Below are 21,046 nucleotides of genomic sequence, written 5' to 3' on the forward strand. Positions count from 1 at the left end.
TCCCTACCGGTCCTTGGGATCGATGGCGTCGCGCAGGCCGTCGCCGATGAAGTTGAAGCTCATCAGCGTCACGACCATCACCAGGGACGGGAAGATCAGCAGCCAGGGAGCGAGCTCCATGTCCTGGGCGCCGTTGGCGATCAGGGTGCCGAGCGAGGCCATGGGCGGCTGCACGCCGAGGCCCAGGAACGACAGGAAGCTCTCGGCCAGGATCACCGCCGGGATGGTCAGGGTCACGTAGACCACCACGGGCCCCAGCAGGTTGGGCACGATGTGGCGGGCGATGATCCCGCCCTGCCCGACGCCGGCGGCGCGGGCGGCCTCCACGAACTCCTTGTGCTTCAGGGTCAGGGTCTGGCCGCGCACGATGCGGCTCATGGTCAGCCATTCGACGGCGCCGATGGCCACGAAGATCAGGATGATGTTCGAGCCGAAGGTGACCATCAGCAGGATCACGAAGAAGATGAACGGCAGGGAGTAGAGCACGTCGACGACGCGCATCATCACCTCGTCCAGCCGGCCGCCGACGAAGCCGGCGACGGCGCCCCAGGCCACCCCGATGATCAGCGACACGACGGTGGCCACCAGGCCGATGGCGAGGGAGACGCGCAGGCCCATGAGCAGGCGGGCCAGGAGGTCGCGGCCCAGCGAATCGGTGCCGATCAGGTGGCCGTTCTGCAGCGGGCCAAGCCAGACGTCGTTCTTGTTGATCTCGTCGTAGGCGTAGGGCGTCAGGTAGGGGCCGACGAGGGCGGCCACGACGAGCAGGGCCAGCACGATCATGCCGGCCACGGCGGCCCTGTTGCGCAGGAGACGCCGGCGGGCGTCGTCCCACAGGCTGCGCCCCTTGAGCGCCGCCTTCTCCATGCTTTCGGCGCCCTTGCGGGAGCCCGGGACCAGGACGGACGACGTCACGACAGCCTCACGCGGGGATCGAGCGCCGCGTAGAGCAGGTCGGCGATCAGGTTCAGGACGAGGATCAGGGCGGCGTAGAAGATCACCATGCCCATGACGACGGTGTAGTCGCGCTGCAGGGCGCTGATGACGAAGAACTTCCCGAGGCCGGGGAGGTTGAAGATCTTCTCCACCACCAGGGAGCCGGTGATGAGGCCGGCGCAGGCGGGGCCCAGGTAGCTGACCAGCGGCAGGATGGCGGCGCGCAGGGCGTGCTTGCCGACGATCCGGTGCTCCGGCAGGCCCTTGGCCCGGGCGGTGCGGATGTAGTTGGAGTGCAGCACCTCGATCATGCCGGCGCGCGTGAGGCGCGAGATGATGGCGATCTGCGGCAGGGCCAGCACGGTCACCGGAAGCACCATGTTGACCAGCGCCCCGTCGTTCCAGCCGGCGCTGGGCAGCCAGCCGAGCTTGGAGGCGAACACCAGGACCAGCAGCGGCGCGGTGACGAAGGTGGGGATGCAGACCCCCAGGATGGCCACCGTCATGACGCCGTAGTCGAGACTTCGGTTCTGGCGCAGCGCCGCCAGCACGCCGAGGCTCACCCCCATGATCGCGGCGATCAGGATGGCCGAGAGCCCGAGCCGCAGGGACGGCTTGTAGTTCTCCTGCAGGATATCGAGCACGGTCTTGTCGCGGTACTTGAGCGAGGGACCGAGGTCGCCGCGGGCGACGCCGGCGAGATAGTCCACGTACTGCTCGTGCAGCGGCTTGTTCATGCCGAACTTCGCCAGGACGTTCTTCTCGATCTCGGGCGAGAGCTTGCGGTCCATGTCGAAGGGCGAGCCCGGCGCCGCGCGCATCATGAAGAAGGCGACGGTGATCACCAGGAAGAGCGTCGGTATCGCCACCAGCAGGCGGCGGCCGATGAAGCGGAACATCTGGTGAAGGAGCCTTGCGTGGAGCCTTTGGAGGGCGGGGCGTTGCGAAACTTCCACCGGCCTCCGATGATGTCAACGAACCCCCGTCCCCGCAGCGCAGAGTATAGCCATGGCCGACTTCAGACCCGTCACCGAGGATATCTCCGTGGCGCCGCAGATCACCGTCGAGGACGTGGGCGAGGCCGCGCGGCAGGGCTTCCGGACGATCATCAACAACCGGCCCGACAACGAAGAGCCGCATCAGCCGTCGAGCCACGACATCGAGGCGGCGGCCAAGGCCGCGGGGCTCGAGTATTTCCACGTGCCGGTCCGCGGCTCGCCGACGCCCGACCAGGTGGACGCCACCAACCGCATCCTCGCCGAGGCGCCCTCTCCCGTGCTGGCCTTCTGCCGCTCGGGCACGCGCTCGATCATCACCTGGTCGCTCGGCCAGGCGGTGTCCGGCGCCCGGGGCCGCGACGAGCTGAAGGCGCTGGGCCGCGAGGCCGGCTACGACCTCTCGGGCGTGTTCGGCTGATGATCCCCTATGTCCGGGACATCGCCTTCGAATACGGCCGCTGCGACCAGCTGAGCCCGCTGATCCGGCGGGTGATCGCCAACAATCCGGGGCCGTTCACCTATGTCGGCACCGGCACCTACATCGTCGGCCGCGACGAGGTGGCGGTGATCGACCCGGGCCCGGACGATCCGGCCCACCTGGAGGCGATCCTGGCGGCGATCCCCGGCGAGCGGGTGACCCACATCGTCATCACCCACCACCACTCCGACCACTCTCCCCTGGCCGGGGCGCTGAAGGCGCGGACGGGGGCGCCGGTCTACGGCTGCGCGGTGGCGACACCGGACGAGGACGACGGCGGGGTGAAGATGGAGGCCGGCCACGACGCGGGCTTCCGCCCCGACGTCAGCCTGTGCGGCGGCGGCGAGATCGCCGGACCCGGCTGGACCCTGGAGGCGATCCCCACGCCGGGCCACACCTCCAACCACCTCTGCTATGCGCTGAAGGAGGAGAACTGCCTGTTCTCCGGCGACCACATCATGGGCTGGTCGACCACGGTGATCACCCCGCCCGACGGGGACATGACCGACTACCTGCGCAGCCTGGAGGCTATCCGCGAGCGGGGCTTCTCCACCCTGTGGCCGACCCACGGGGCGCCGATCCGCGAGGTCAGGCCGTTCATCGACGCCTACCTCGCCCACCGCCAGGAGCGGATGGACCAGATCACCACGGCGCTGGCCGCCGGTCCGGCGCGGATCCGCGACCTGGTGCCGAGGCTCTACGCCGACGTGGACGCGCGCCTGCATCCGGCCGCGGCGCGCTCGATGCTGGCGGCGATGATCCACCTGACGCGGCAGGGCGTGCTGGCCGCCGACGGCGAGCCCGGGCCGGACAGCACCTACCGGCTGGCCTGAGCGCTCAGAGCGACCGTTCCAGGACCACGAATTCCAGGTCGTCGCGCAGGGGCCGGCCGAAGCGGTCGTCGCCGTAGGGGAAGGCCCGGGTCTCGCCGGTGAGGCGGTAGCCGCGGCGCAGGTACCAGGCGATCAGGGCCTCCCGCCGGTTGATCACCGTCATGCGCATGCGCCCGGCCCCGCGGTCGCGGGCGTAGTCCTCGGCCGCGGCCAGCAGGGCGCGCCCGAGCTTGCGATCCTGGCGGTCGGGCCGGACGGTGAGCAGGCCGAGATACCAGGCCCCGCCCTCGGCCGGCTCCAGCCAGACGTGGCCCAGGTGGTCGCCGCCCTCGTTGCGCCAGATCAGCAGGTGGGCGTGCGGCTTCTCCGCGAGGTCCCGGCGCAGCAGCTCGGCGGTGATCCGCTCGCCGCCGATCATGTCCTCGACGTTCCAGCTGGCCTGCGGCCCGGTCTCCCGGAAGGCGCGGTTGGTCAGCGCCACGATCTCGGGATGGTCGGCCTCGGAGGCCGGCCGCAGCCCGCTCATGCGGTGACGGGCTGCCTGGCCGTGGGCAGGACGTAGCCCTCCATCCGCTGGCGGATCAGCTTCTTGTCGATCTTGCCGGTGGCGCCCAGCGGGATCTCGTCCACGAAGACCACGTCGTCAGGCGTCCACCACTTGGCGATCTTGCCCTCGAGGAACTGGAGGAACTCCTCCTTGGTGGCGGTCTGCCCGTCCTTCAGCTTGACCAGCAGGACCGGCCGCTCGTCCCACTTCGGGTGGGCCGCGCCGATGACCGCGCAGATGGCGGCCTTCGGATGGCCCATGGCCAGGTTCTCGATCTCGATGGAGCTGATCCACTCGCCGCCGGACTTGATCACGTCCTTGGCGCGGTCGGTGATCTGCATGAAGCCGAACTCGTCGATGGTGGCCACGTCGCCGGTGTCGAAGAAGCCGTCCTCGTCGAGGATCTCGCCGCCGTCGCCCTTGAAGTACTCGCCGACCACGAAGGGCCCGCGGACCATCAGCCGGCCGAAGGTGGCGCCGTCGTGCGGCAGGGGCTCGCCGGCGTCGTTGACCAGCTTCAGCTCCATGCCCACCGGCGGGCGGCCCTGCTTGAGGGTGAAGCGGAGCTGCTCGTCGTCGCTCATCATCGAGATGGCGCGGGTCGGGGTGGCCAGCGTGCCGAGCGGCGAGGTCTCGGTCATGCCCCAGGCGTGGGTGACGGAGACGCCGAACTCGTCGCGGAAGCCGCGCACGATGGCCTCCGGCACCGCCGAGCCGCCGATGACCACGCGCTTGAGCGTGGTGAGCTGGCCCCTGGTCTCGCGCAGGTGGGTGAGCAGCATCTGCCACACCGTCGGCACGGCGGCGGAGAAGGTGACGCCCTCGGTCTCCAGCAGCTCGTGCACCGAGGCGCCGTCGAGCTTCGCGCCCGGCATGACCATCTTCGCGCCCACCGCGGGGCAGGAGAAGGCGAGGCCCCAGGCGTTGGCGTGGAACATCGGCACCACCGGCAGCACGACGTCGGCGGCCGACAGGCCCATGACGTCGTGGCCCATGGTCACCAGGGTGTGCAGGAAGTTGGACCGGTGGGTGTAGAGCACGCCCTTCGGATTGCCGGTCGTGCCCGAGGTGTAGCAGAGCCCGGCCGGCGTCTCCTCGCCGAAGCCGCCCCAGGCGACGTCGGGCGAGTTCTGCTCGACCAGGTCCTCGAAGCAGAGGGCGCCGGGGAAGTCGACGCCCTTCATCCCCTCGCGATCCGTCATCACCACGAAGTGCTTCACGGTCGGCATCTTGTCGCGATGCGCGGCGAGGATCGGCAGGAAGGTGAGGTCGGTGAAGAGGACCTTATCCTCGGCGTGGTTGATGATGTAGCAGAGCTGGTCCGCGAACAGCCGCGGGTTCAGGGTGTGGCAGACCGCGCCGATCCCCATGATGCCGTACCAGGCCTCGATGTGGCGGCCGGTGTTCCAGGCGAGCGTGGCGACGCGGTCGCCCTGGCCCACGCCCATGGCCTTCAGGGCGTTCGAGAGCCGCTTCGCCCGCTCGTGGATGGCGGCGTAGGTGGTGCGCACGACCGGTCCCTCGATCGAGCGGCTGACCACTTCTGCCCCGCCGTGCCAGGCCTTCGCGTGGTCCAGGATCCTGTCCACCGTGAGCGGCCAATCCTGCATCCGGCCCTGCATCGACGTTCTCCCAACTAAACTTTGTTCACTTCCCGATACGCTAGTTTCTCAAGGGCTTGGACGCAAACGGAAGCGGCGTCAGCGGACCACGGAGATGCAGCCCACCACCTTGTTTGGGACCGGCACGGTCCCTGCCTCGATCTTGATCGCCTCGACGATGTAGGTCCCGGGGCGCGAGAAGGCGAAGACCTGCTCCTGGCCGCCCGGAAGGGTCGCCTTGATGTTGGCGCTGTAGTTCGCCTGCGGTCCCTGGGGCGGGCCCGGCGAATGGATCATGACGTGGGTCGGGGACTTGAAGAGGCCGATCGTCAGCAGGCCGCCCCCCGGGAACTGCGGGAACTCGAAATACCCCGGCCCGCCCGGCTGACAGGAGGCCTGGGGCGGCGCGGGATTGGGCTGCGCCAGGGCGGGCTGCGCGAGCATACCCAGGGCTGCGGCGAGCACGGCGGCTGTCGTCGTCCGGTCGATCATTCCACTTCCCCCGTCTGGACCCAGAGAGGCCTTCCCCCGAGCCTGACCGCATGGAACAGCCTCGCGGGCCGGGCGTCCACCGCCGTCGATCAGCTCAGGCGAAGGCGCCCTGCAGCCAGCGCGCGGCGGCGGGCTCCACGGGGCCGGTGGCGTCGACCCTGGGCCAGGCGACGTCGTCGCCCAGGCGGGCGATCTGTCCGCGGAGCACCTGCACGGTGGCGTCGGAGGCGTCGCGGGTGCGGCCCGCCACCCGCGCCTCCAGCACCTCGGCCGGCGCGTCCAGCCACACGCCCTCGAACGGGACGCCGCACTCGCGGGCCAGCGCCTCGGCGCGGCCGCGCAGGCCGGGATCGATGAAGGTCGCGTCCAGCACGACCGAGGCGCCGCCGCGCAGCAGGGCGCGGGCGTTGTCGATCATGGTGTCGTAGGTGCGGCCGTAGAACTCCGGGGTGTAGGTCTCGCTGTCCATCCGCCGGGTCGGCGGCACGTTCAGCAGGCGCTTGCGGATCTCGTCGGTGCGCAGGATCACCGCGCCGGGCGAGGCCCCGAGCGCCGGGGCCACGGCGCGGGCGAAGGTGGACTTGCCCGAGCCGGAGAGGCCGCCGACGGCGAGCAGCCTCGGCGGCGGGGGCGAGAGGTGGGCGATCCCCGCCTCCACATAGCGGCGGGCGGTGTCGGGGTCGGCGCTGTGGGCCATGACGTGGGCGCGGACGCCGGCGCGCACCGAGAGCATCAGCGGCAGGGCGGCGATCCCGTCCCAGAGCTCCGGCGGGAAGCTGCGGGCCGCCTCGTCCAGATAGGCCGACAGCACCCGGACCGCGGCGTCGCGGCGGCCCCGGAAGTCGAGGTCCATGAGCAGGAAGGCGAGGTCGTACTGGATGTCGAGGTCCGACAGCAGGTCGTTGAACTCGATGCAGTCGAACAGCACCGGGCGGCCGTCCTCCACCAGGATGTTCCCGAGGTGCAGGTCGCCGTGGCACTGGCGAGCGAAGCCGGTGGCGCTGCGATGCGCCAGCAGCGGGGTGTGGCGCTCGAACTCCGCCTCCGTGAGCGCGATCAGCGTCTCGACCCTGTCCGCGCCCAGTTCGGCGCCGAGCTCGCGCAGGAGCTGGGCGTTGGAGCCGACGGTGAAGGCGAGCGCGGTGAGCCCGCCCTGCGGCTTCAGCGGCGCCTTGGCGTGGAAGCCCGCGATGGTGCGGCCCAGCGCCTCGGCCATCTCGCCGTCGATCGCCTCCGGGGTCTTCGAGAGCACGGCGTCGTCGTCGAAGCGGCGCATCTCCAGGGCGTAGTCCACGGTCTCGCCCGGGCCCTCCCACTCCAGCCCGCCGCCGGCCGCGCGGGTGATCGGACGCAGGCGGCGGTAGATGTCGCAGGTGCGGGCGTTGAAGGCGAGCTCGCGCTCCAGCGCCCACAGCCGGCGCTCGGGCGTGCCGAACTCGACGTAACCAAGGGAGACGTGGCGCTTCAGCTTGTAGGCCAGGGTCTCGCCCAGGAAAACGCGGGAGATGGCGGTCTCGATGGGCTTGCCGATCTGGCCGGTCAGCCAGCGGACGACCTCGGCTTCGGCGCCGTCGGCCGGGGCTTCCGCGCCGCTCAAGGATAGAGCCTGTGGGTCGTCCAGCCGTCGCCGGCGCGCTCGAACACCAGCCGCTCGTGCAGGCGGAACGGCCGGTCGCGCCAGAACTCGATGGTCTTCGGCGCCACGCGGAAACCCGACCAGTGCGGCGGGCGCGGCACCTTGCCCAGGCCGAACCGCAGCCCGACCTCGGCGATCTTCTTCTCCAGCCCGAGACGGTCGGCCAGCGGCCGCGACTGGTCGGAGGCCCAGGCCCCGAGCTGGGCGGGGCGGGCGCGGGTGGCGAAGTAGGCGTCGGCCTCCTCCGGCGTCACCGGCGAGACGGTCCCGCGGACCCGCACCTGGCGGCGCAGCGACTTCCAGTGGAACAGCAGGGCGGCCTGCGGATTGGCGGCGAGCTGGCGGCCCTTGGCGCTGCCCAGGTTGGTGTAGAAGACGAAGCCCGCGGGATCGACGTCCTTCAGCAGCACCATGCGCACGTCGGGCAGGCCGTCCGGATCGGCCGTGGCCACGGCCATGGCGTTGGCGTCGTTGGGCTCCTTCGCCAGCGCTTCCGTCAGCCATTCGGCGAACAGGGCGAAGGGGTCGGTCTCCGTCAGCAGGGGCGGCGGCTCGGCGGTGGTGACCTGCCGGACGTACTCGTCCTCGCTGGGCGACGGGGGGATCAGGGTCTTGTCGGTCATCTCGCGCGGCATATAGCGCGCACGCCCCGGGGACGGCGAGCCGTAACGCGGCGTTCACCATGTTCGGGTTCCCTCGCGGGGATGGCCGACGCCGCTTCCCCGACCACCGCCGCGATGACCGCGAGGGCCGCCCGCGACGCGCTGGGCGTGGGTCCGCTGGCGGGCCCTGGCGAGATCCGCCGCGCCTTCCGCGAGGCCGCCAAGCGGGCCCACCCCGACCGGCCGGGCGGCTCGGCCGAGCGGTTCCGCCAGGTGGTGGACGCCTACCACCTGCTGCAGCAGGGCTGCCCGCCGGCCGAGCGGATCGTCCAGCCCCCGGCGCGCGGGGCGCCGCTGCCGACGACGCTCTCGATCTCGCCGCTCGTCGCCATGCAGGGCGGGGCGGTCGACCATCCCCTGGCCGACGGGCGCCTGATCCGCCTCACCCTGCCCCCCGGCCTGCGGTCCGGCGACACGGTGCGGGCGGGCGAGAGCCGGCTCACCGTCACCGTGCGCGGCGAGGCCGGCACCATGGTGCGGGGCGACGACCTCTGGCTCACCGTGCCTGTCCCCCCACGCACCCTGGCCGAGGGCGGGCGGCTGGCGCTCGACACGCCGCTCGGCCGCCGGATCGTCTGGGTGACGAAGAAGGCCGGCGAGCGCGGCCTGGTGCGGCTGGAGGGCCAGGGCCTGCCGGCCCGCGGGCGCCACGGCCAGGGCCACCTGTTCCTGCGGCTTTCACCAATGAAGAGCTCCACCGACTCTGCCGCCCGCAAGCTGCTGCGCCGGTTCGCGGCCGCCTGGGCGGCGTGATCCTCCCCCTCCCCCGACCGGGAGGGATGGGCTAGAAGCGCCGCCATGTCGCACAACACCTTCGGCCACCTGTTCCGCGTGACGACCTGGGGCGAGAGCCACGGGCCGGCGCTGGGCTGCGTGGTGGACGGGTGCCCGCCGGGGATCCCGCTGACCGCGGAGGATATCCAGGTCTGGCTCGACCAGCGCCGTCCGGGCCAGGGGAAGTTCGTCACCCAGCGCCAGGAGCCGGACGCGGTGCGCATCCTCTCCGGCGTGTTCGAGGACGAGCGCTCCGGCGGCCAGGTGACCACCGGCACGCCGATCTCGCTGATGATCGAGAACACCGACCAGCGGTCGAAGGACTATTCCGAGATCGCCCAGGCCTTCCGGCCGGGCCATGCCGACTACGCCTACTTCGCCAAGTACGGGGTGCGCGACTACCGCGGCGGCGGGCGCCAGTCCGCGCGGGAGACGGCGGCGCGGGTGGCGGCGGGCGCGGTGGCCCGCAGGATCCTGGAGGGCGTCACCATCCGCGGAGCCGTGGTCCAGATCGGCCCGCACGCGGTCGCGCCGGACCGGATCGACTTCGCCCGCACGGGAGAGAATCCGTTCTGGTGCCCCGACCCGGACATGGTCCCGGTCTGGGAGGCGCACCTGGAGACGGTGCGCAAGTCGGGCTCGTCCACCGGCGCCGTGGTGGCCGTGGAGGCCACGGGCGTTCCGGCCGGCTGGGGCGCGCCGGTCTACGGCAAGCTGGACGCCGAGCTGGCGGGCGCGCTGATGTCGATCAACGCCGCCAAGGGCGTGGAGATCGGCGCGGGCTTCGCCTCGGCCGCCTTCTCCGGCGAGGAGAACGCCGACGAGATGCGGATGGCCAATGACGGCCCGCTGTTCACCTCCAACCATGCCGGCGGGGTGCTGGGCGGCATCTCCACGGGCCAGCCGGTGACCGCGCGGGTGGCCTTCAAGCCGACCTCCTCGATCCTCACCCCGCGCAAGAGCCTGAACGAGCAGGGCGAGGAGATCGAGCTCAGGACCAAGGGCCGCCACGACCCGTGCGTCGGCATCCGCGCCGTGCCGGTGGTGGAGGCGATGGTCGCCTGCGTTCTCGCCGACGCCTTCCTGCGGCACCGGGGCCAGACCGGCGGCGGGGCCTACCAGCCGGGCGCTGCGAAAGGCCGCAGCTGACCGCCATGTTTCGGCGCCGGGCCTGGGGCAGTATCCGCCGCCAAAGTCCGGGGAACCTTCAGATGACCGCCAAGACCTTCTTCCGCGCCGCCGCGCTCACGCTCGCGGGCTTCAGCCTGTCCGGCTGCCTGGCCGTCGCCGCCACGGGCGCGGTGGTGGGAACCGCCGTGGGCGTCACCGGCGCGGCCGTGAAGACCACCGCCAAGGGCGCGGGGATGGTGGTCGGCGCCGTGGTCCCCGGCGGCGGCGACAAGGACGAGCGCTAGGCCACCCGCAGGGCGCAGCTCTCGCCGATCGTCGGGCGGGAGACCACGATGCGCGAGAGACCGGGGAACCGGGCCTTCAGGCGATCGGCGAAGTAGAGGCAGATGTGCTCCAGCGTCGGACGCTCGAGGCCCGGCCTGTCGTTGAGCAGGCCGTGGTCGAGCTCGGCCGCGACGGCCTTCAGCGCCTGGTCGAGATCGGCGAAGTCGGCGACCCAGCCCACTGGCTCCTGCGCGGGGCCGGCGACGGTGGCCTCCACCTTGAACGAATGGCCGTGCAGGTTCGTGTAGGGCCGGTGCTCCGGCCCCTCGGCGATGTAGTGGGCCGCGTCGAAGGTCGCGGTCTTGGTGATCTCGAAGATGTGGGCGGTCATGGAAAAGGTCAGGGGCGGCCTGGGCGGGAGGCCTCAGGCGATGCCGAGGTATTTGTGGGTCTGGACGCTTAAACGCCAGCGGGGATGGGCAAGGCAATAGGCGATGGCGGCGCGGGTGTTCGCCTCGCGGTCGGGGCCGTCCATGGGCTGGAGGAGGAAGCGCTCGAAATCGAGGTGCTCGAAGCGCTCCGGATCGACGCCGGGCTGCGGATAGACCAGCTTCAGCTCATGCCCGTGGGTCTGCACGACCTCCGCGTCGGCCTTGGGGCTGACGCAGATCCAGTCGACGCCCGGCGGGACCGGCAGGGTGCCGTTGGTCTCGAGCGCTATGGAGAAGCCGCGGGCATGAAGCGCCGCGACCAGGGCCTCGTCCACCTGCAGCAGGGGCTCGCCGCCGGTGAGCACCACGAGCCGGTCCTCCGCCCCGCCCCGCCAGGCGGCCTCGACGGCGCGGGCGAGGTCGTCGGCCGTGGCGAAGCGGCCGCCGCCGGGGCCGTCCATGCCCACGAAGTCGGTGTCGCAGAAGGTGCAGACGGCGGACGCGCGGTCCTGCTCGCGGCCGCTCCACAGGTTGCAGCCGGAGAAGCGGCAGAACACGGCCGGCCGGCCGGCCTGGCCGCCCTCCCCCTGCAGGGTCAGGAATATCTCCTTGACCGCGTAGCTCATGCCTCCACGGCTCCGGGTCGCAGCACGGGGCGGTCCTGGGCGACCCAGCCCTCGTAGCCGCGGGCGCGCAGCTCGCAGGCCGGGCAGGTCCCGCAGCCGTAGCCCCACGGGCGGCGCACGTCGCGCTCGCCGCGGTAGCAGGTGTGGCTCTCCTCGAGGGTCAGCTCGACCAGGGCCTCGCCGCCCAGGCCCTTGGCGAGCGCCCAGGTCTCGGCCTTGGTCAGGCGCATCAGCGGCGTCTCGATGCGGAAGTCCTGGGCCATGCCGAGGTTCAGGGCCCGTTCCATGGCGTCGATGGCCTCGCGCCGGCAGTCGGGATAGCCGGAGAAGTCGGTCTCGCACATGCCGCCCACCAGCACCCGCAGCCCCCGCCGGTCGGCGAGCGCGGCGGCGTAGGCGAGGAAGACGAGGTTGCGGCCCGGCACATAGGTGGAGGGCAGGCCCTTGGCGGTGATCTCGAAGGCGCGCTCGCCGGTCATGGCCGTGTCGCCGATCGCGCCGAAGCCGCGCATCTCCAGCATGTGGTCCTCGCCCAGGCGTGCGGCCCAGTCGGGGAAGGCTTCGGCCATGCGGGCGCGCACGGCCTGGCGGGCCTGGAGCTCCACGGCGTGGCGCTGGCCATAGTCGAAGCCGACGGTCTCGACGCGCGGATAGCGGTCGAGGGCCCAGGCGAGGCAGACTGTGGAATCCTGCCCGCCGGAGAACAGGACGAGGGCGCCGGTGGTCTCGGTCATCGGCCCCATATGCGCCCTGAGGCGCCGCGGGGGAAGTCGGCGACCGCGGGCCCGGCGCCGGTGGGTGAGCAAGAATCACTTTGCGAGACGCGAAGCTCTGCGCAGGTGCAACTGAAGCGCGATACCGGATGTTCAAAGTCTAGACTCAACATAACGCTGTTATATTTCTGCACATTTCCGCAACGGAAGCTTCAATTTGGGATCGCTTTCGGCGCGAAGATTGATTTTCGCCGCATTTCCCCCTCGGCGAGGCGTTGACAGGACCGCGATCCCGGCTGAGCTTGAGCCATTCGGCGGAAACCGGGCCAACAGAACCCGGACGCCTCTGGGAGAAAACGAATGTCAAAAACTCTGCACCTGCGGAGCCTGCTTGTCGCGGGCGCTTCCGCCATGACCCTCGGCGCGATCGCCCAGCCGGCGCTGGCCCAGACCGAGATCGAGGAACTGGTCGTCACCGCCGAGAAGCGCGAGCAGTCGCTGCAGGACGTGCCGGTGGCCGTCACCGCCTACACCAGCGAGCGCCGGGACATCCTGGGCGTCAACACCGTCGAGGACCTGGCGCGGATCACGCCGTCGCTCAGCTACACCAACAACGACCGCCTCTCGATCCGCGGCTTCGGCCGCCTGACCAATGCGATCGGCACCGATCCGTCGGTGGCGCTCTATTCCGACGGCATCTTCTCCAACTCCATGGCGGACGCCTCGACCCCGCCGCTGTTCATCGAGCGGACGGAGATCCTGCGCGGACCGCAGGGCACGCTCTACGGCCGCAACTCGATCGGCGGGGCGATGAACGTCATCGCCAAGCGTCCCACCGAGGACTTCGAAGGCGAGGTCCGGGCCCAGGCGGGCAACTACGACTTCTACCGGGTGGACGGCCTGATCCGCGGGCCCATCGCGCCGAACCTGCGCTTCCTCCTGGGCGCCTCCATGGAGAAGCGCGGCAAGGGCTTCATCGAGAACGTCGGCCCGGCGCGCGACACCGCCGAGGTGGACCGCTGGATGGTCGAGTTCCAGATCGAGGCGGACCTCGGCGAGAACACCACCGCCCGGCTGCGCTATTCCAAGTTCGACTGGGACGACAGCTACGGCGTCGGCAACACGCTGACCAACATCGTCTCGCCGTACGACGTGACCTCGCCGACCGGCTCGGGCACCTCGGCGCTCTACTACAACACCGCGCTCGGCTACACGGGGACCAACCCGGCGGTGGCCGATCCCTACCGGATCAACACCAACCACGACGCCTACGGCTCGCTGGACAACCACCACCGGGTCCACCTGGACGTCACCCACGACCTCGGCTGGGGCACGCTCAAGTACCTCGGCGGCTACCAGCAGTACGACTACAACACCTCGTCCGACTCCGACCTGACACCCCGCGTCGGGCCGCAGAACCTGCCGTTCCCGGACCTCGACGGACCGGGGCCGCTGACGCCGTTCACGGCGACCAACGTCTCCACCGACGCGCGCACCTTCTACGAGGAGCGCCAGAGCTGGATGTCGAACGAGATCAACCTCTCGTCGAACAGCGACGGGCCGCTGAACTGGATCGTCGGCGTGTTCCAGTACTACCAGGAGTACGACCAGCCGCAGGGCATCCGGGTCGTCGGCGACCCCGGCATGTTCAATCCGGTCAGCCTGACCGGCGCGCCCGTGCCGGCCAACCCGCGCGGCGCCTTCCTCTATGTGGACGGCCATCTGGAGACCAAGTCCTACGCCGCCTTCGGCCAGATCGACTGGGAGTTCGCGCCGGCGCTGACCCTCACCGCCGGCCTGCGCTACACCTACGACGAGAAGAGCGGCTACGACGTCGCCCGCTACGTGGCGCGCCTGCCGGCGGCGGCGCTGCTGCAGGGGCTGGTGGCCGCGGGCGTGCCGATCTCGGTGGCCCAGGGCCTGTCGCTGGACCTCACGCCGTTCCAGGTGTGCGGCGGCTTCACCCTGGCGGCGTGCGCGGCCAACCCGCTGACCGCCGACCTGTTCCCGAACCCGAGCGGCGGCCTGCGCCGCGACCTGTCGGGCGACTGGGACGCGCTGACCGGCACGCTCGGCCTCCAGTGGGAGCCGGACCCGGACACCAACCTCTATGCGCGCTACAGCCGCGGCTACAAGTCGGGCGGCTGGCTGGGCTCCAACGGCCTCACGCCCAGCCCCTACGCCGACCCGGAGTACGTGGACTCCTATGAGCTTGGGGCGAAGAAGAACTTCGGCCGCCGGCTGCAGGTGAACAGCGCCCTGTTCTTCTCCGACTACAAGGGCTTCCAGACGCCGCTCACCGTAGCGCTCGGCAACATCACCGGCAGCCGCTTCCTGAACCTCGACGCCGAGGTCTGGGGCGCGGAGCTCGAGGCCCAGTGGGCGCCGGTCGACAACCTGCAGCTCCTGATGAACTACGCCTACCTCAACGCCGAGGTGAAGGAGGGCTGCTGCTTCGTCGACACGCCGGACCCGCGCGCGCTCGCGCCCGGGGCGCGGCCGTTCGGCGCGCCGCTGGCCAACGGCAGCCAGCCGCAGTCGCTGGTGGGCAACGCCCTGCCGCTGACGCCCAAGCACAAGGTGACCCTGGGCGCCACCTACACCTGGCAGTTCGACGCGGGGAGCCTGATCGCCAGCGGCACCTACACCTGGACCGACGACCAGCAGTCCACGATCTTCAGCAACCCGGTCTACACCTCGCCGGCGTTCGAGATCGCCGACTTCCGGATGCTCTGGAAGGACGGGGAGGACCGCTACACGGTCATCGGCTACGTGAAGAACGCCTTCGACGAGGTGGGCTACCAGAGCTCGACCGCCGGCTCGCCGACCGCCGTGGGGCCCCGCCGGACGGTGATCCTCAACTTCCCCCGGACCTACGGCGTGGAGTTGCAGTATCGGTTCTGACGAGCAGGTACAAAACGGCTCGGCAGGGGGCGGCGGGGAGACCCGCCGCCCCTTTACGTTAGGTCCGCTGCTTCGCCAATTTTGTCACAGGCGAGCATCTAAACAGTGATCGGCTAACGATGTTCTGTTGACAGGACCCCTCCTCGTGCCGCGTGCTTGGCCATGGCTGTCGGGGGGACTCGCCGCACCCCTCAGCGCATTTCCGCGAGCGGCGAACGTCACGGGCCACAAGAGCCCGGCGTGTTGGGAGGAACCGATGGACAAAGCAATCACCCTGCGTCGCATGCTCGTGGCGGGCGCTTCCCTCGCGGCCATCGCGGCGACCACGCCGGCGGCGGCCCAAACGGTGATCGAGGAGCTCGTCGTCACCGCCCAGAAGCGCGAGGAAGCGCTGCAGGACGTGCCGATCGCGGTCTCGGCCTTCAACCAGGAAGCGCTTGAGAAGGCCAAGATCGACGGCGGCCCGAACCTGGTCCTCGCCGTGCCGAACGTGAACTTCTCCAAGGGGAACTTCACCGGCTACAACTTCCAGATCCGCGGGATCGGCTCGAAGCTGGTGGCCGCCTCGGGCGACGCCGGCACCGGCATCCACCTGAACAACGCCCCGCTGATCGCCAACAACCTGTTCGAGACCGAGTTCTACGACATGGAGCGCGTCGAGGTGCTCCGCGGTCCGCAGGGCACCCTCTACGGGCGCAACGCCACCGGCGGCGTGGTCAACCTGATCACCGCCAAGCCCACCGACACCTTCTCCGCCCACGCGCGGGCCGAATACGGCAACTACAACACCATGAAGATGCGCGGCATGGTGAACATGCCGATGGGCGACATGCTGGCCCTGCGGGTGGCCGGCAGCTACCTGAAGCGCGACGGCTACGGCGAGAACCTGGCCACCGGCAATGACGCCGACGACCGCGACCTGTGGGGCGGACGGGTCACCCTGTCCTTCTCGCCGACCGACAACTTCCGCAGCTGGCTGCTGTTCGACCACTTCGAGGAGGACGACAACCGCTCGCGGATCGGCAAGCAGCTCTGCACCAAGGACCTCGGCCCCGGGAACATCGGCGGCCTCGGCTATTCGGCGATCCCGCCCGTGGGGCAGATCCAGCGGGGCCTGTTCAGCCAGGGCTGCCTGCCCACCTCGCTCTACGATCCGAGCGCGCTGGGCACCGTGAACTCCCAGGCCACGCTGGGCGGCCTGTTCGGCGCGCTCGGCGGCTTCCAGACCGGGGACGCCTACGCGGGCAAGATGCAGACGCCGGACGTGCGGGACATCGAGTCCCTGTTCGACCCGATCTACAAGTCGAAGACCGATATCTACGAGTTCAACGCCGAGTTCGACGTCACCGAAAACGTGACGATGAACTGGCTGAGCGCCTACACCTACTACAAGCTCTACACGCGGCAGGACTACAACCGCTACCTGCCATCGTCGAACTTCAACACCACCCCGAACCCGGTGAACGCCTTCGCCGCCGCGCCCATCCCGGGCGGCTACGCGGCGGTCTACGGGGCCCTGTTCCCCGGAGGCGTGATCAACGATCCGCAGAACGGCGCGCAGAACCGGTTCACCACCAGCGACATCTCCTCGGGCTACACCGAGCAGTGGAGCCACGAGGTGAGGTTCCAGTCGAACTTCGAGGGCCCGCTGAACTACAACGTCGGCGGCCTGATCACGAAGTACAACTCGACCGGCGACTACTACGTGATGTTCAACACGGGGACCGGCTACTACCAGATCAACAATCTGCTCACGGCCGGCAATCCGAACTGCGTCGGGGCGGCCCCCTGCGTCTCGGTGGATCCGAACGCCGACCCGACCCGGCTGGGTCACAACTACTATGACAGCTACGGCCCCTACCGGCTGCTGTCCTACGCCGCCTTCGGCGAGCTCTACTGGCAGATGAGCGAAAACTTCAAGTGGACGCTCGGCCTGCGCTACACGGTCGACGACAAGCGGGTCACCGCCCACTCCGTGGCGCTCGGCGTCCCGGGCCAGGGCCCGATCCCGATCGGGCTGCAGAAGGCGAAGTTCAAGGAGCCGACCGGCCGCTTCGGCTTCGACTGGCAGCCGGACGTCGGCTTCACCGACGACACCCTCATCTACGCCTTCTACACCCGCGGCTATAAGGGCGGCGGCCTGAACCCGCCGTTCAGCCCGGGGATCGGCGTGGTGCCGGTGCCGGCGACCTTCGAGCCGGAGTTCATCAACGCCTACGAGGTCGGCACGAAGAACACCCTGATGGGCGGCTCCCTGCAGCTGAACCTCACGGGCTTCTACTACGACTACAAGGGCTACCAGGTCTCCAAGATCATCAACCGGACCTCGATCAACGAGAACATCGACGCCCGCGTCATGGGCCTCGAGTTCGAGTCGATCTGGCAGCCCCTCGAGAACCTGCGCCTGAACGCCCAGATCGGCTGGCTGGACAGCGAGATCAAGGACGCGGCCTCGATCGACACCTTCAACCGGACCCAGGGGATCGCCGGCCTCACCCTGGTGAAGTCCAGCGCCGCCTCCAACTGCGTGGTGACCACGGCCGCGGCGCAGACCGCGCTGGCCATCTCCAACGGCCAGGTGCCGGGCTTCACCCCCAACCCGTTCAACCTGCTCGGCGTCTGCACCCTGGCTTCGGCCGCGGGGGCCGGCACGAACATCGGCGGGGGCGCGATCGCGGCCGGCACCAACGCCTTCGGCGGCCTGGTCTCGGAAGGCGTGCCGGTGGACCTCGACGGCAACGAACTGCCGAACTCGCCGCACTGGACGGTCTCGCTGGGCGCCCAGTACACCATGGACCTCAGCGCCTCGTGGCAGGCCGTCCTGCGCGGCGACTACTACAAGCAGGGCAAGACCTACGCCCGGATCTACAACAGCAACGCCGACCGCATCCGCGGCTGGGAGAACGTCAACCTGACGCTGACCGTGGAGAACCCCGAAGCCGGGCTGGAAATCGGCGCCTTCGTGAAGAACGCCACCGACGAGACGGCGATCACCGACTTCTATCTGACGGACGACTCCTCGGGCCTGTTCCGCAACGTGTTCTACACCGAGCCCAGGACCTACGGCGTCTCGATCTCCAAGCGCTGGTAGCCAGCCAGCCGGCGGAGACAAAAGGGGGGCGGCGGGGTGACCCGCCGCCCCTCTTCTTTTGTCCGGGCTCCACCATGTTCGTAGATTCGGTACGGCGAGCGAATTTCTGACGCTGCGTCAATTCCCATAACCGCTAGGGTTCATAGAGCGGCGTTCGGTTTTGTACGTCGTATTCGAAAGTGCGGTATTTCGGTCACGTCCACGGCAAAGTTGGCTTGAAAGCCGATAAGTTATCGCTGTCCAGTTGACCCGCCCCGCCGGGCGCCGCGAGGGTCCCGGCCCTTCGGGCGCCTCCCCGCGCCCGTCCACAGCAAAGCGAAACGAAGCGGCGCCGCGCCTCCGCGCGCGCGTCCCGGGAGGACTGCATGTCTCTGAACACCCTGCGGCTTCGCAGCCTGCTCGCCATGGGCGCGTCGGCTGTTGCGCTCACCGCCCTGGCCCAGCCCGCCCTGGCCCAGGACGCCAGCGGCATCGAGCTCGAGGAACTGGTCATCACCGCCGAGAAGCGCGAACAGTCGCTGCAGGACGTGCCGGTGGCCGTCTCGGCCTTCACCTCGGAGCGCCGCGACATCGCCGGCATCACCGGCATCCAGGACTTCGTGAACTTCACGCCGGGGATGAACTACTCCGGCACCGACCGGGTCAGCCTGCGCGGCGCCGGGCGCAACACCTTCTACATCGGCAACGACCCGGGCGTGGCGTCCTATTCGGACGGCTTCTACTCCGCCTCGTCGTCGGAGCTGTTCAAGTCGCCGCTGTTCATCGAGCGCACCGAGATCCTGCGCGGGCCCCAGGGCACCCTCTACGGCCGCAACGCCATCGGCGGGGCGATCAACCAGATCTCCAAGCGTCCGGACCAGGAGTTCGGCGGCGAGATCCGCGCCGGCTACGGCAACTTCGAGCGCACCAAGATCGAGGGCGTGGTCTCTCTGCCGGTGGCCGACAACCTGCGCTTCAAGGTGGGCGGCAGCCAGGACTGGCAGCGCGACGGCTTCATCAAGAACATCGGCGGCGGCAAGGACGGCGCCACGATCAAGCGCACCTACTTCGAATTCCAGGTCGAGGCCGAGCCGACCGAGCGCCTGACCATCTGGGCCCGGTACAACCGCTCCAACTGGGACGACACCATGGGCGTGGGCGACCGCCTCGCCAACCTGGTGACGCCTTACGACACCACCCTGCCCTTCGGCCCGATCGGCCAGCTCGTGCCCAACGCCCAGTTCGGCTACGCCACGGCCAACCCGGGCGTGACCGACCCGTACGTCACCAACACCAACACGGACGGCTACGGCCAGCTGCGCGGCAACCACGTGCTGGCGACCAACGTCAGCTACGACCTGGGCTTCGCGACGCTGAAGTACATCGGCGGTTTCCAGCAGTACAACTACCAGACCGGCGGCGACTATGACGGCACCAGCCGCACCGCCGCGATCTCGATCCCCGGCATGGCGGTCCCGTACTTCCCGACGACCACCACCGACTTCGACGAGAACAAGCGGTACTTCTCGAACGAGGTGAACCTGACCTCGAACTCGGACGGCGCCCTGCGCTGGATCCTCGGCCTCTACCAGTACCACGAGGAGTACAAGCAGCGGATCCAGCTGGCGAACCCCAACCAGGTCCAGCTGGCCAACCCGCTGACCCTGCTCGGCGCCCCGGCCGCCGCCAACCCGAGCCGCAACTTCGCCGACGGCCGGGCGAACCTGGAATCCAAGGCCTGGGCGGTGTTCGGCCAGGGCACCTACGAGTTCAACGAGCAGTTCGCGCTCACCGCCGGCCTCCGCTACACCAAGGACAAGAAGTCGGGCTTCGAGACCCAGCGCCTCATCATCCTGTCGCCGGCGATCGCCAGCGGCGCGGCGGCCTTCGACGTCTCCACCGACATCGACGGCAACCCGGCCAACGGCGTGCAGAACTTCCGCTCGCTGTCGGACAGCTGGGACGCCGTCACCGGCACGGTGAACCTCGACTGGACGCCGGACGACGACACCCTGGTCTACGCCAAGTACAGCCGCGGCTATAAGTCGGGCGGCTTCCTGCTCGGCACGCTCGCGCCCGACCCCACGGCCGACCAGGAACAGGTCGACGCCTACGAGATCGGCCTGAAGAAGAGCATCGGCCGCCGCTTCCAGCTCAACGGCGCGGCCTTCTACAACGACTTCAAGGACATGCAGCTCAACCTGTCGCAGCTGAACGCGGCGGGCACGGCGGCGGCCAACAACTTCGTCAACGTCGACTCCGAAGCCTACGGCGTCGAGCTGGAGGCGCTGTGGCGGCCGATCGCCAACCTCGACCTGTCGGCGAGCTACGGCTACCTGCACACCGAGATCACCAAGGGCTGCTGCTTCTACGATCCGGCGGACCCGGGCGCGCTCGATCCGAACGCCACCCCGTCGGGCGGCTTCGTGGTCTCCAACGGCACCCGCCTGGTCTTCCAGACCCTGGAAGGCTCGCGGATCTACCAGTCGCCGAAGCACAAGTTCGCCGGCAACGCGAACTACACCTTCAACTTCGATCCGGGTTCGCTGATCCTGTCGGCGACCTACACCTGGACCGACGAGACCACCTACCAGCCGTTCAAGAGCGCGGCGAACAAGGTCCCGGCCTACGACGTCACCGACTTCCGGGTCCTGTGGAACGACGCCGACGACCGCTACACGCTCATCGGCTACGTGAAGAACGCCTTCGACGAGCGGGGCTACACGTCCAACGGCTCGACGACGCCGACGGCGATCTTCGACATCCCCAACCCGGGCCCCGGGCTCGTCCAGACGCGGACGGCCATCACGCGGGGGCTGATCCAGCCGCGCACCTACGGCGTGGAGCTGCAGTACCGGTTCTAGAAAGGCGCGTTTCCTCCCTAGCGCCATCTTGGGCGGCGGGTCTCCTGCCGCCCTTCTTTTTTGGGGAACGGGTCCACTTAACGACT

At 69.6% G+C, this 21,046-nt stretch carries 18 protein-coding genes; 8 read left to right on the forward strand and 10 right to left on the reverse strand.

Annotated features, from left to right (window positions below; translation table 11 throughout):
- Positions 1 to 3: 3 nt before the first annotated feature.
- Positions 4 to 915 carry an ABC transporter permease gene (locus V7Z97_RS11270; protein WP_334163519.1) on the reverse strand — a complete coding sequence of 304 codons (912 nt, stop codon included), beginning with the start codon at positions 913 to 915 and terminating at the stop codon, positions 4 to 6.
- Positions 912 to 1,835, reverse strand: coding sequence for an oligopeptide ABC transporter permease OppB (gene oppB, locus V7Z97_RS11275; RefSeq protein WP_334163520.1), 924 nt, complete (start codon positions 1,833 to 1,835; stop codon positions 912 to 914). Before oppB ends, V7Z97_RS11270 begins: the two co-directional genes overlap by 4 nt.
- 109 nt (positions 1,836 to 1,944) lie before the next feature.
- On the opposite strand from oppB, the gene V7Z97_RS11280 reads away from it, so the two are divergent.
- Together V7Z97_RS11280 and V7Z97_RS11285 are read left to right on the forward strand one after the other, a co-directional pair.
- Entirely contained in the window at positions 1,945 to 2,352 is a 408-nt protein-coding gene (locus V7Z97_RS11280) for a TIGR01244 family sulfur transferase (RefSeq protein WP_334163521.1), read from the forward strand.
- Positions 2,352 to 3,245, forward strand: a complete 894-nt coding sequence (locus V7Z97_RS11285; RefSeq protein WP_334163522.1) for an MBL fold metallo-hydrolase — start codon at positions 2,352 to 2,354, stop codon at positions 3,243 to 3,245. The genes V7Z97_RS11280 and V7Z97_RS11285 overlap by 1 nt, the downstream gene beginning before the upstream one ends.
- 4 nt (positions 3,246 to 3,249) lie before the next feature.
- Here the strand turns inward: V7Z97_RS11285 and V7Z97_RS11290 are convergent, their stop codons facing one another.
- The 5 genes from V7Z97_RS11290 to pdxH all read right to left on the reverse strand — a co-directional run bounded on the left by V7Z97_RS11290 (position 3,250) and on the right by pdxH (position 8,144).
- Positions 3,250 to 3,771 (reverse strand): GNAT family N-acetyltransferase, encoded by a 522-nt coding sequence (locus V7Z97_RS11290; RefSeq protein ID WP_334163523.1) that lies wholly within the window; start codon positions 3,769 to 3,771, stop codon positions 3,250 to 3,252.
- Positions 3,768 to 5,414: a long-chain-fatty-acid--CoA ligase gene (locus V7Z97_RS11295; RefSeq protein WP_334163524.1), complete on the reverse strand. Its 1,647-nt coding sequence runs from the start codon at positions 5,412 to 5,414 to the stop codon at positions 3,768 to 3,770. The genes V7Z97_RS11290 and V7Z97_RS11295 overlap by 4 nt, the downstream gene beginning before the upstream one ends.
- 78 nt (positions 5,415 to 5,492) lie before the next feature.
- Positions 5,493 to 5,885, reverse strand: a complete 393-nt coding sequence (locus V7Z97_RS11300; protein ID WP_334163525.1) for a hypothetical protein — start codon at positions 5,883 to 5,885, stop codon at positions 5,493 to 5,495.
- A gap of 94 nt (positions 5,886 to 5,979) precedes the next feature.
- Positions 5,980 to 7,482 carry a bifunctional aminoglycoside phosphotransferase/ATP-binding protein gene (locus V7Z97_RS11305; protein WP_334163526.1) on the reverse strand — a complete coding sequence of 501 codons (1,503 nt, stop codon included), beginning with the start codon at positions 7,480 to 7,482 and terminating at the stop codon, positions 5,980 to 5,982.
- Positions 7,479 to 8,144, reverse strand: a complete 666-nt coding sequence (pdxH, locus tag V7Z97_RS11310) for a pyridoxamine 5'-phosphate oxidase (RefSeq protein ID WP_334163527.1) — start codon at positions 8,142 to 8,144, stop codon at positions 7,479 to 7,481. Before pdxH ends, V7Z97_RS11305 begins: the two co-directional genes overlap by 4 nt.
- Before the next feature lie 81 nt (positions 8,145 to 8,225).
- Here pdxH and V7Z97_RS11315 point away from each other — a divergent pair, with 81 nt between their 5' ends.
- From V7Z97_RS11315 to V7Z97_RS11325, 3 genes are all read left to right on the forward strand, one after another.
- The gene (locus V7Z97_RS11315) at positions 8,226 to 8,936 is read left to right on the forward strand and encodes a DnaJ C-terminal domain-containing protein (RefSeq protein WP_334163528.1); all 711 of its coding nucleotides are present in this window, start codon (positions 8,226 to 8,228) and stop codon (positions 8,934 to 8,936) included.
- Positions 8,937 to 8,981: 45 nt separating this feature from the next.
- Complete coding sequence (aroC, locus tag V7Z97_RS11320) at positions 8,982 to 10,106, forward strand: chorismate synthase (protein ID WP_334163529.1); 1,125 nt, start codon at positions 8,982 to 8,984, stop codon at positions 10,104 to 10,106.
- 62 nt (positions 10,107 to 10,168) lie between these two features.
- Positions 10,169 to 10,372, forward strand: coding sequence for a hypothetical protein (locus tag V7Z97_RS11325; RefSeq protein ID WP_334163530.1), 204 nt, complete (start codon positions 10,169 to 10,171; stop codon positions 10,370 to 10,372).
- Here V7Z97_RS11325 and queD read toward each other — a convergent pair.
- The 3 genes from queD to queC are packed head-to-tail and all read right to left on the reverse strand — an operon-like array spanning position 10,369 to position 12,152.
- Positions 10,369 to 10,743: a 6-carboxytetrahydropterin synthase QueD gene (queD, locus tag V7Z97_RS11330; RefSeq protein WP_334163531.1), complete on the reverse strand. Its 375-nt coding sequence runs from the start codon at positions 10,741 to 10,743 to the stop codon at positions 10,369 to 10,371. The genes V7Z97_RS11325 and queD overlap by 4 nt on opposite strands.
- A 33-nt stretch (positions 10,744 to 10,776) precedes the next feature.
- A complete protein-coding gene (gene queE, locus V7Z97_RS11335; protein ID WP_334163532.1) occupies positions 10,777 to 11,409 on the reverse strand; it encodes a 7-carboxy-7-deazaguanine synthase in 633 nt (210 codons plus the stop codon).
- Complete coding sequence (gene queC, locus V7Z97_RS11340) at positions 11,406 to 12,152, reverse strand: 7-cyano-7-deazaguanine synthase QueC (RefSeq protein ID WP_442958027.1); 747 nt, start codon at positions 12,150 to 12,152, stop codon at positions 11,406 to 11,408. Before queC ends, queE begins: the two co-directional genes overlap by 4 nt.
- A gap of 330 nt (positions 12,153 to 12,482) precedes the next feature.
- Here queC and V7Z97_RS11345 point away from each other — a divergent pair, with 330 nt between their 5' ends.
- The 3 genes from V7Z97_RS11345 to V7Z97_RS11355 all read left to right on the forward strand — a co-directional run bounded on the left by V7Z97_RS11345 (position 12,483) and on the right by V7Z97_RS11355 (position 20,960).
- Positions 12,483 to 15,026, forward strand: a complete 2,544-nt coding sequence (locus tag V7Z97_RS11345) for a TonB-dependent receptor (RefSeq protein ID WP_334163534.1) — start codon at positions 12,483 to 12,485, stop codon at positions 15,024 to 15,026.
- Between the two features lie 256 nt (positions 15,027 to 15,282).
- Positions 15,283 to 18,117, forward strand: a complete 2,835-nt coding sequence (locus V7Z97_RS11350) for a TonB-dependent receptor (protein WP_334163535.1) — start codon at positions 15,283 to 15,285, stop codon at positions 18,115 to 18,117.
- Positions 18,118 to 18,482: 365 nt separating this feature from the next.
- A complete protein-coding gene (locus V7Z97_RS11355; protein ID WP_334163536.1) occupies positions 18,483 to 20,960 on the forward strand; it encodes a TonB-dependent receptor in 2,478 nt (825 codons plus the stop codon).
- Positions 20,961 to 21,046: the final 86 nt, after the last annotated feature.

It is taken from the genome of Phenylobacterium sp., assembly GCF_036821595.1.
Classification (GTDB): Bacteria; Pseudomonadota; Alphaproteobacteria; order Caulobacterales; family Caulobacteraceae; genus Phenylobacterium.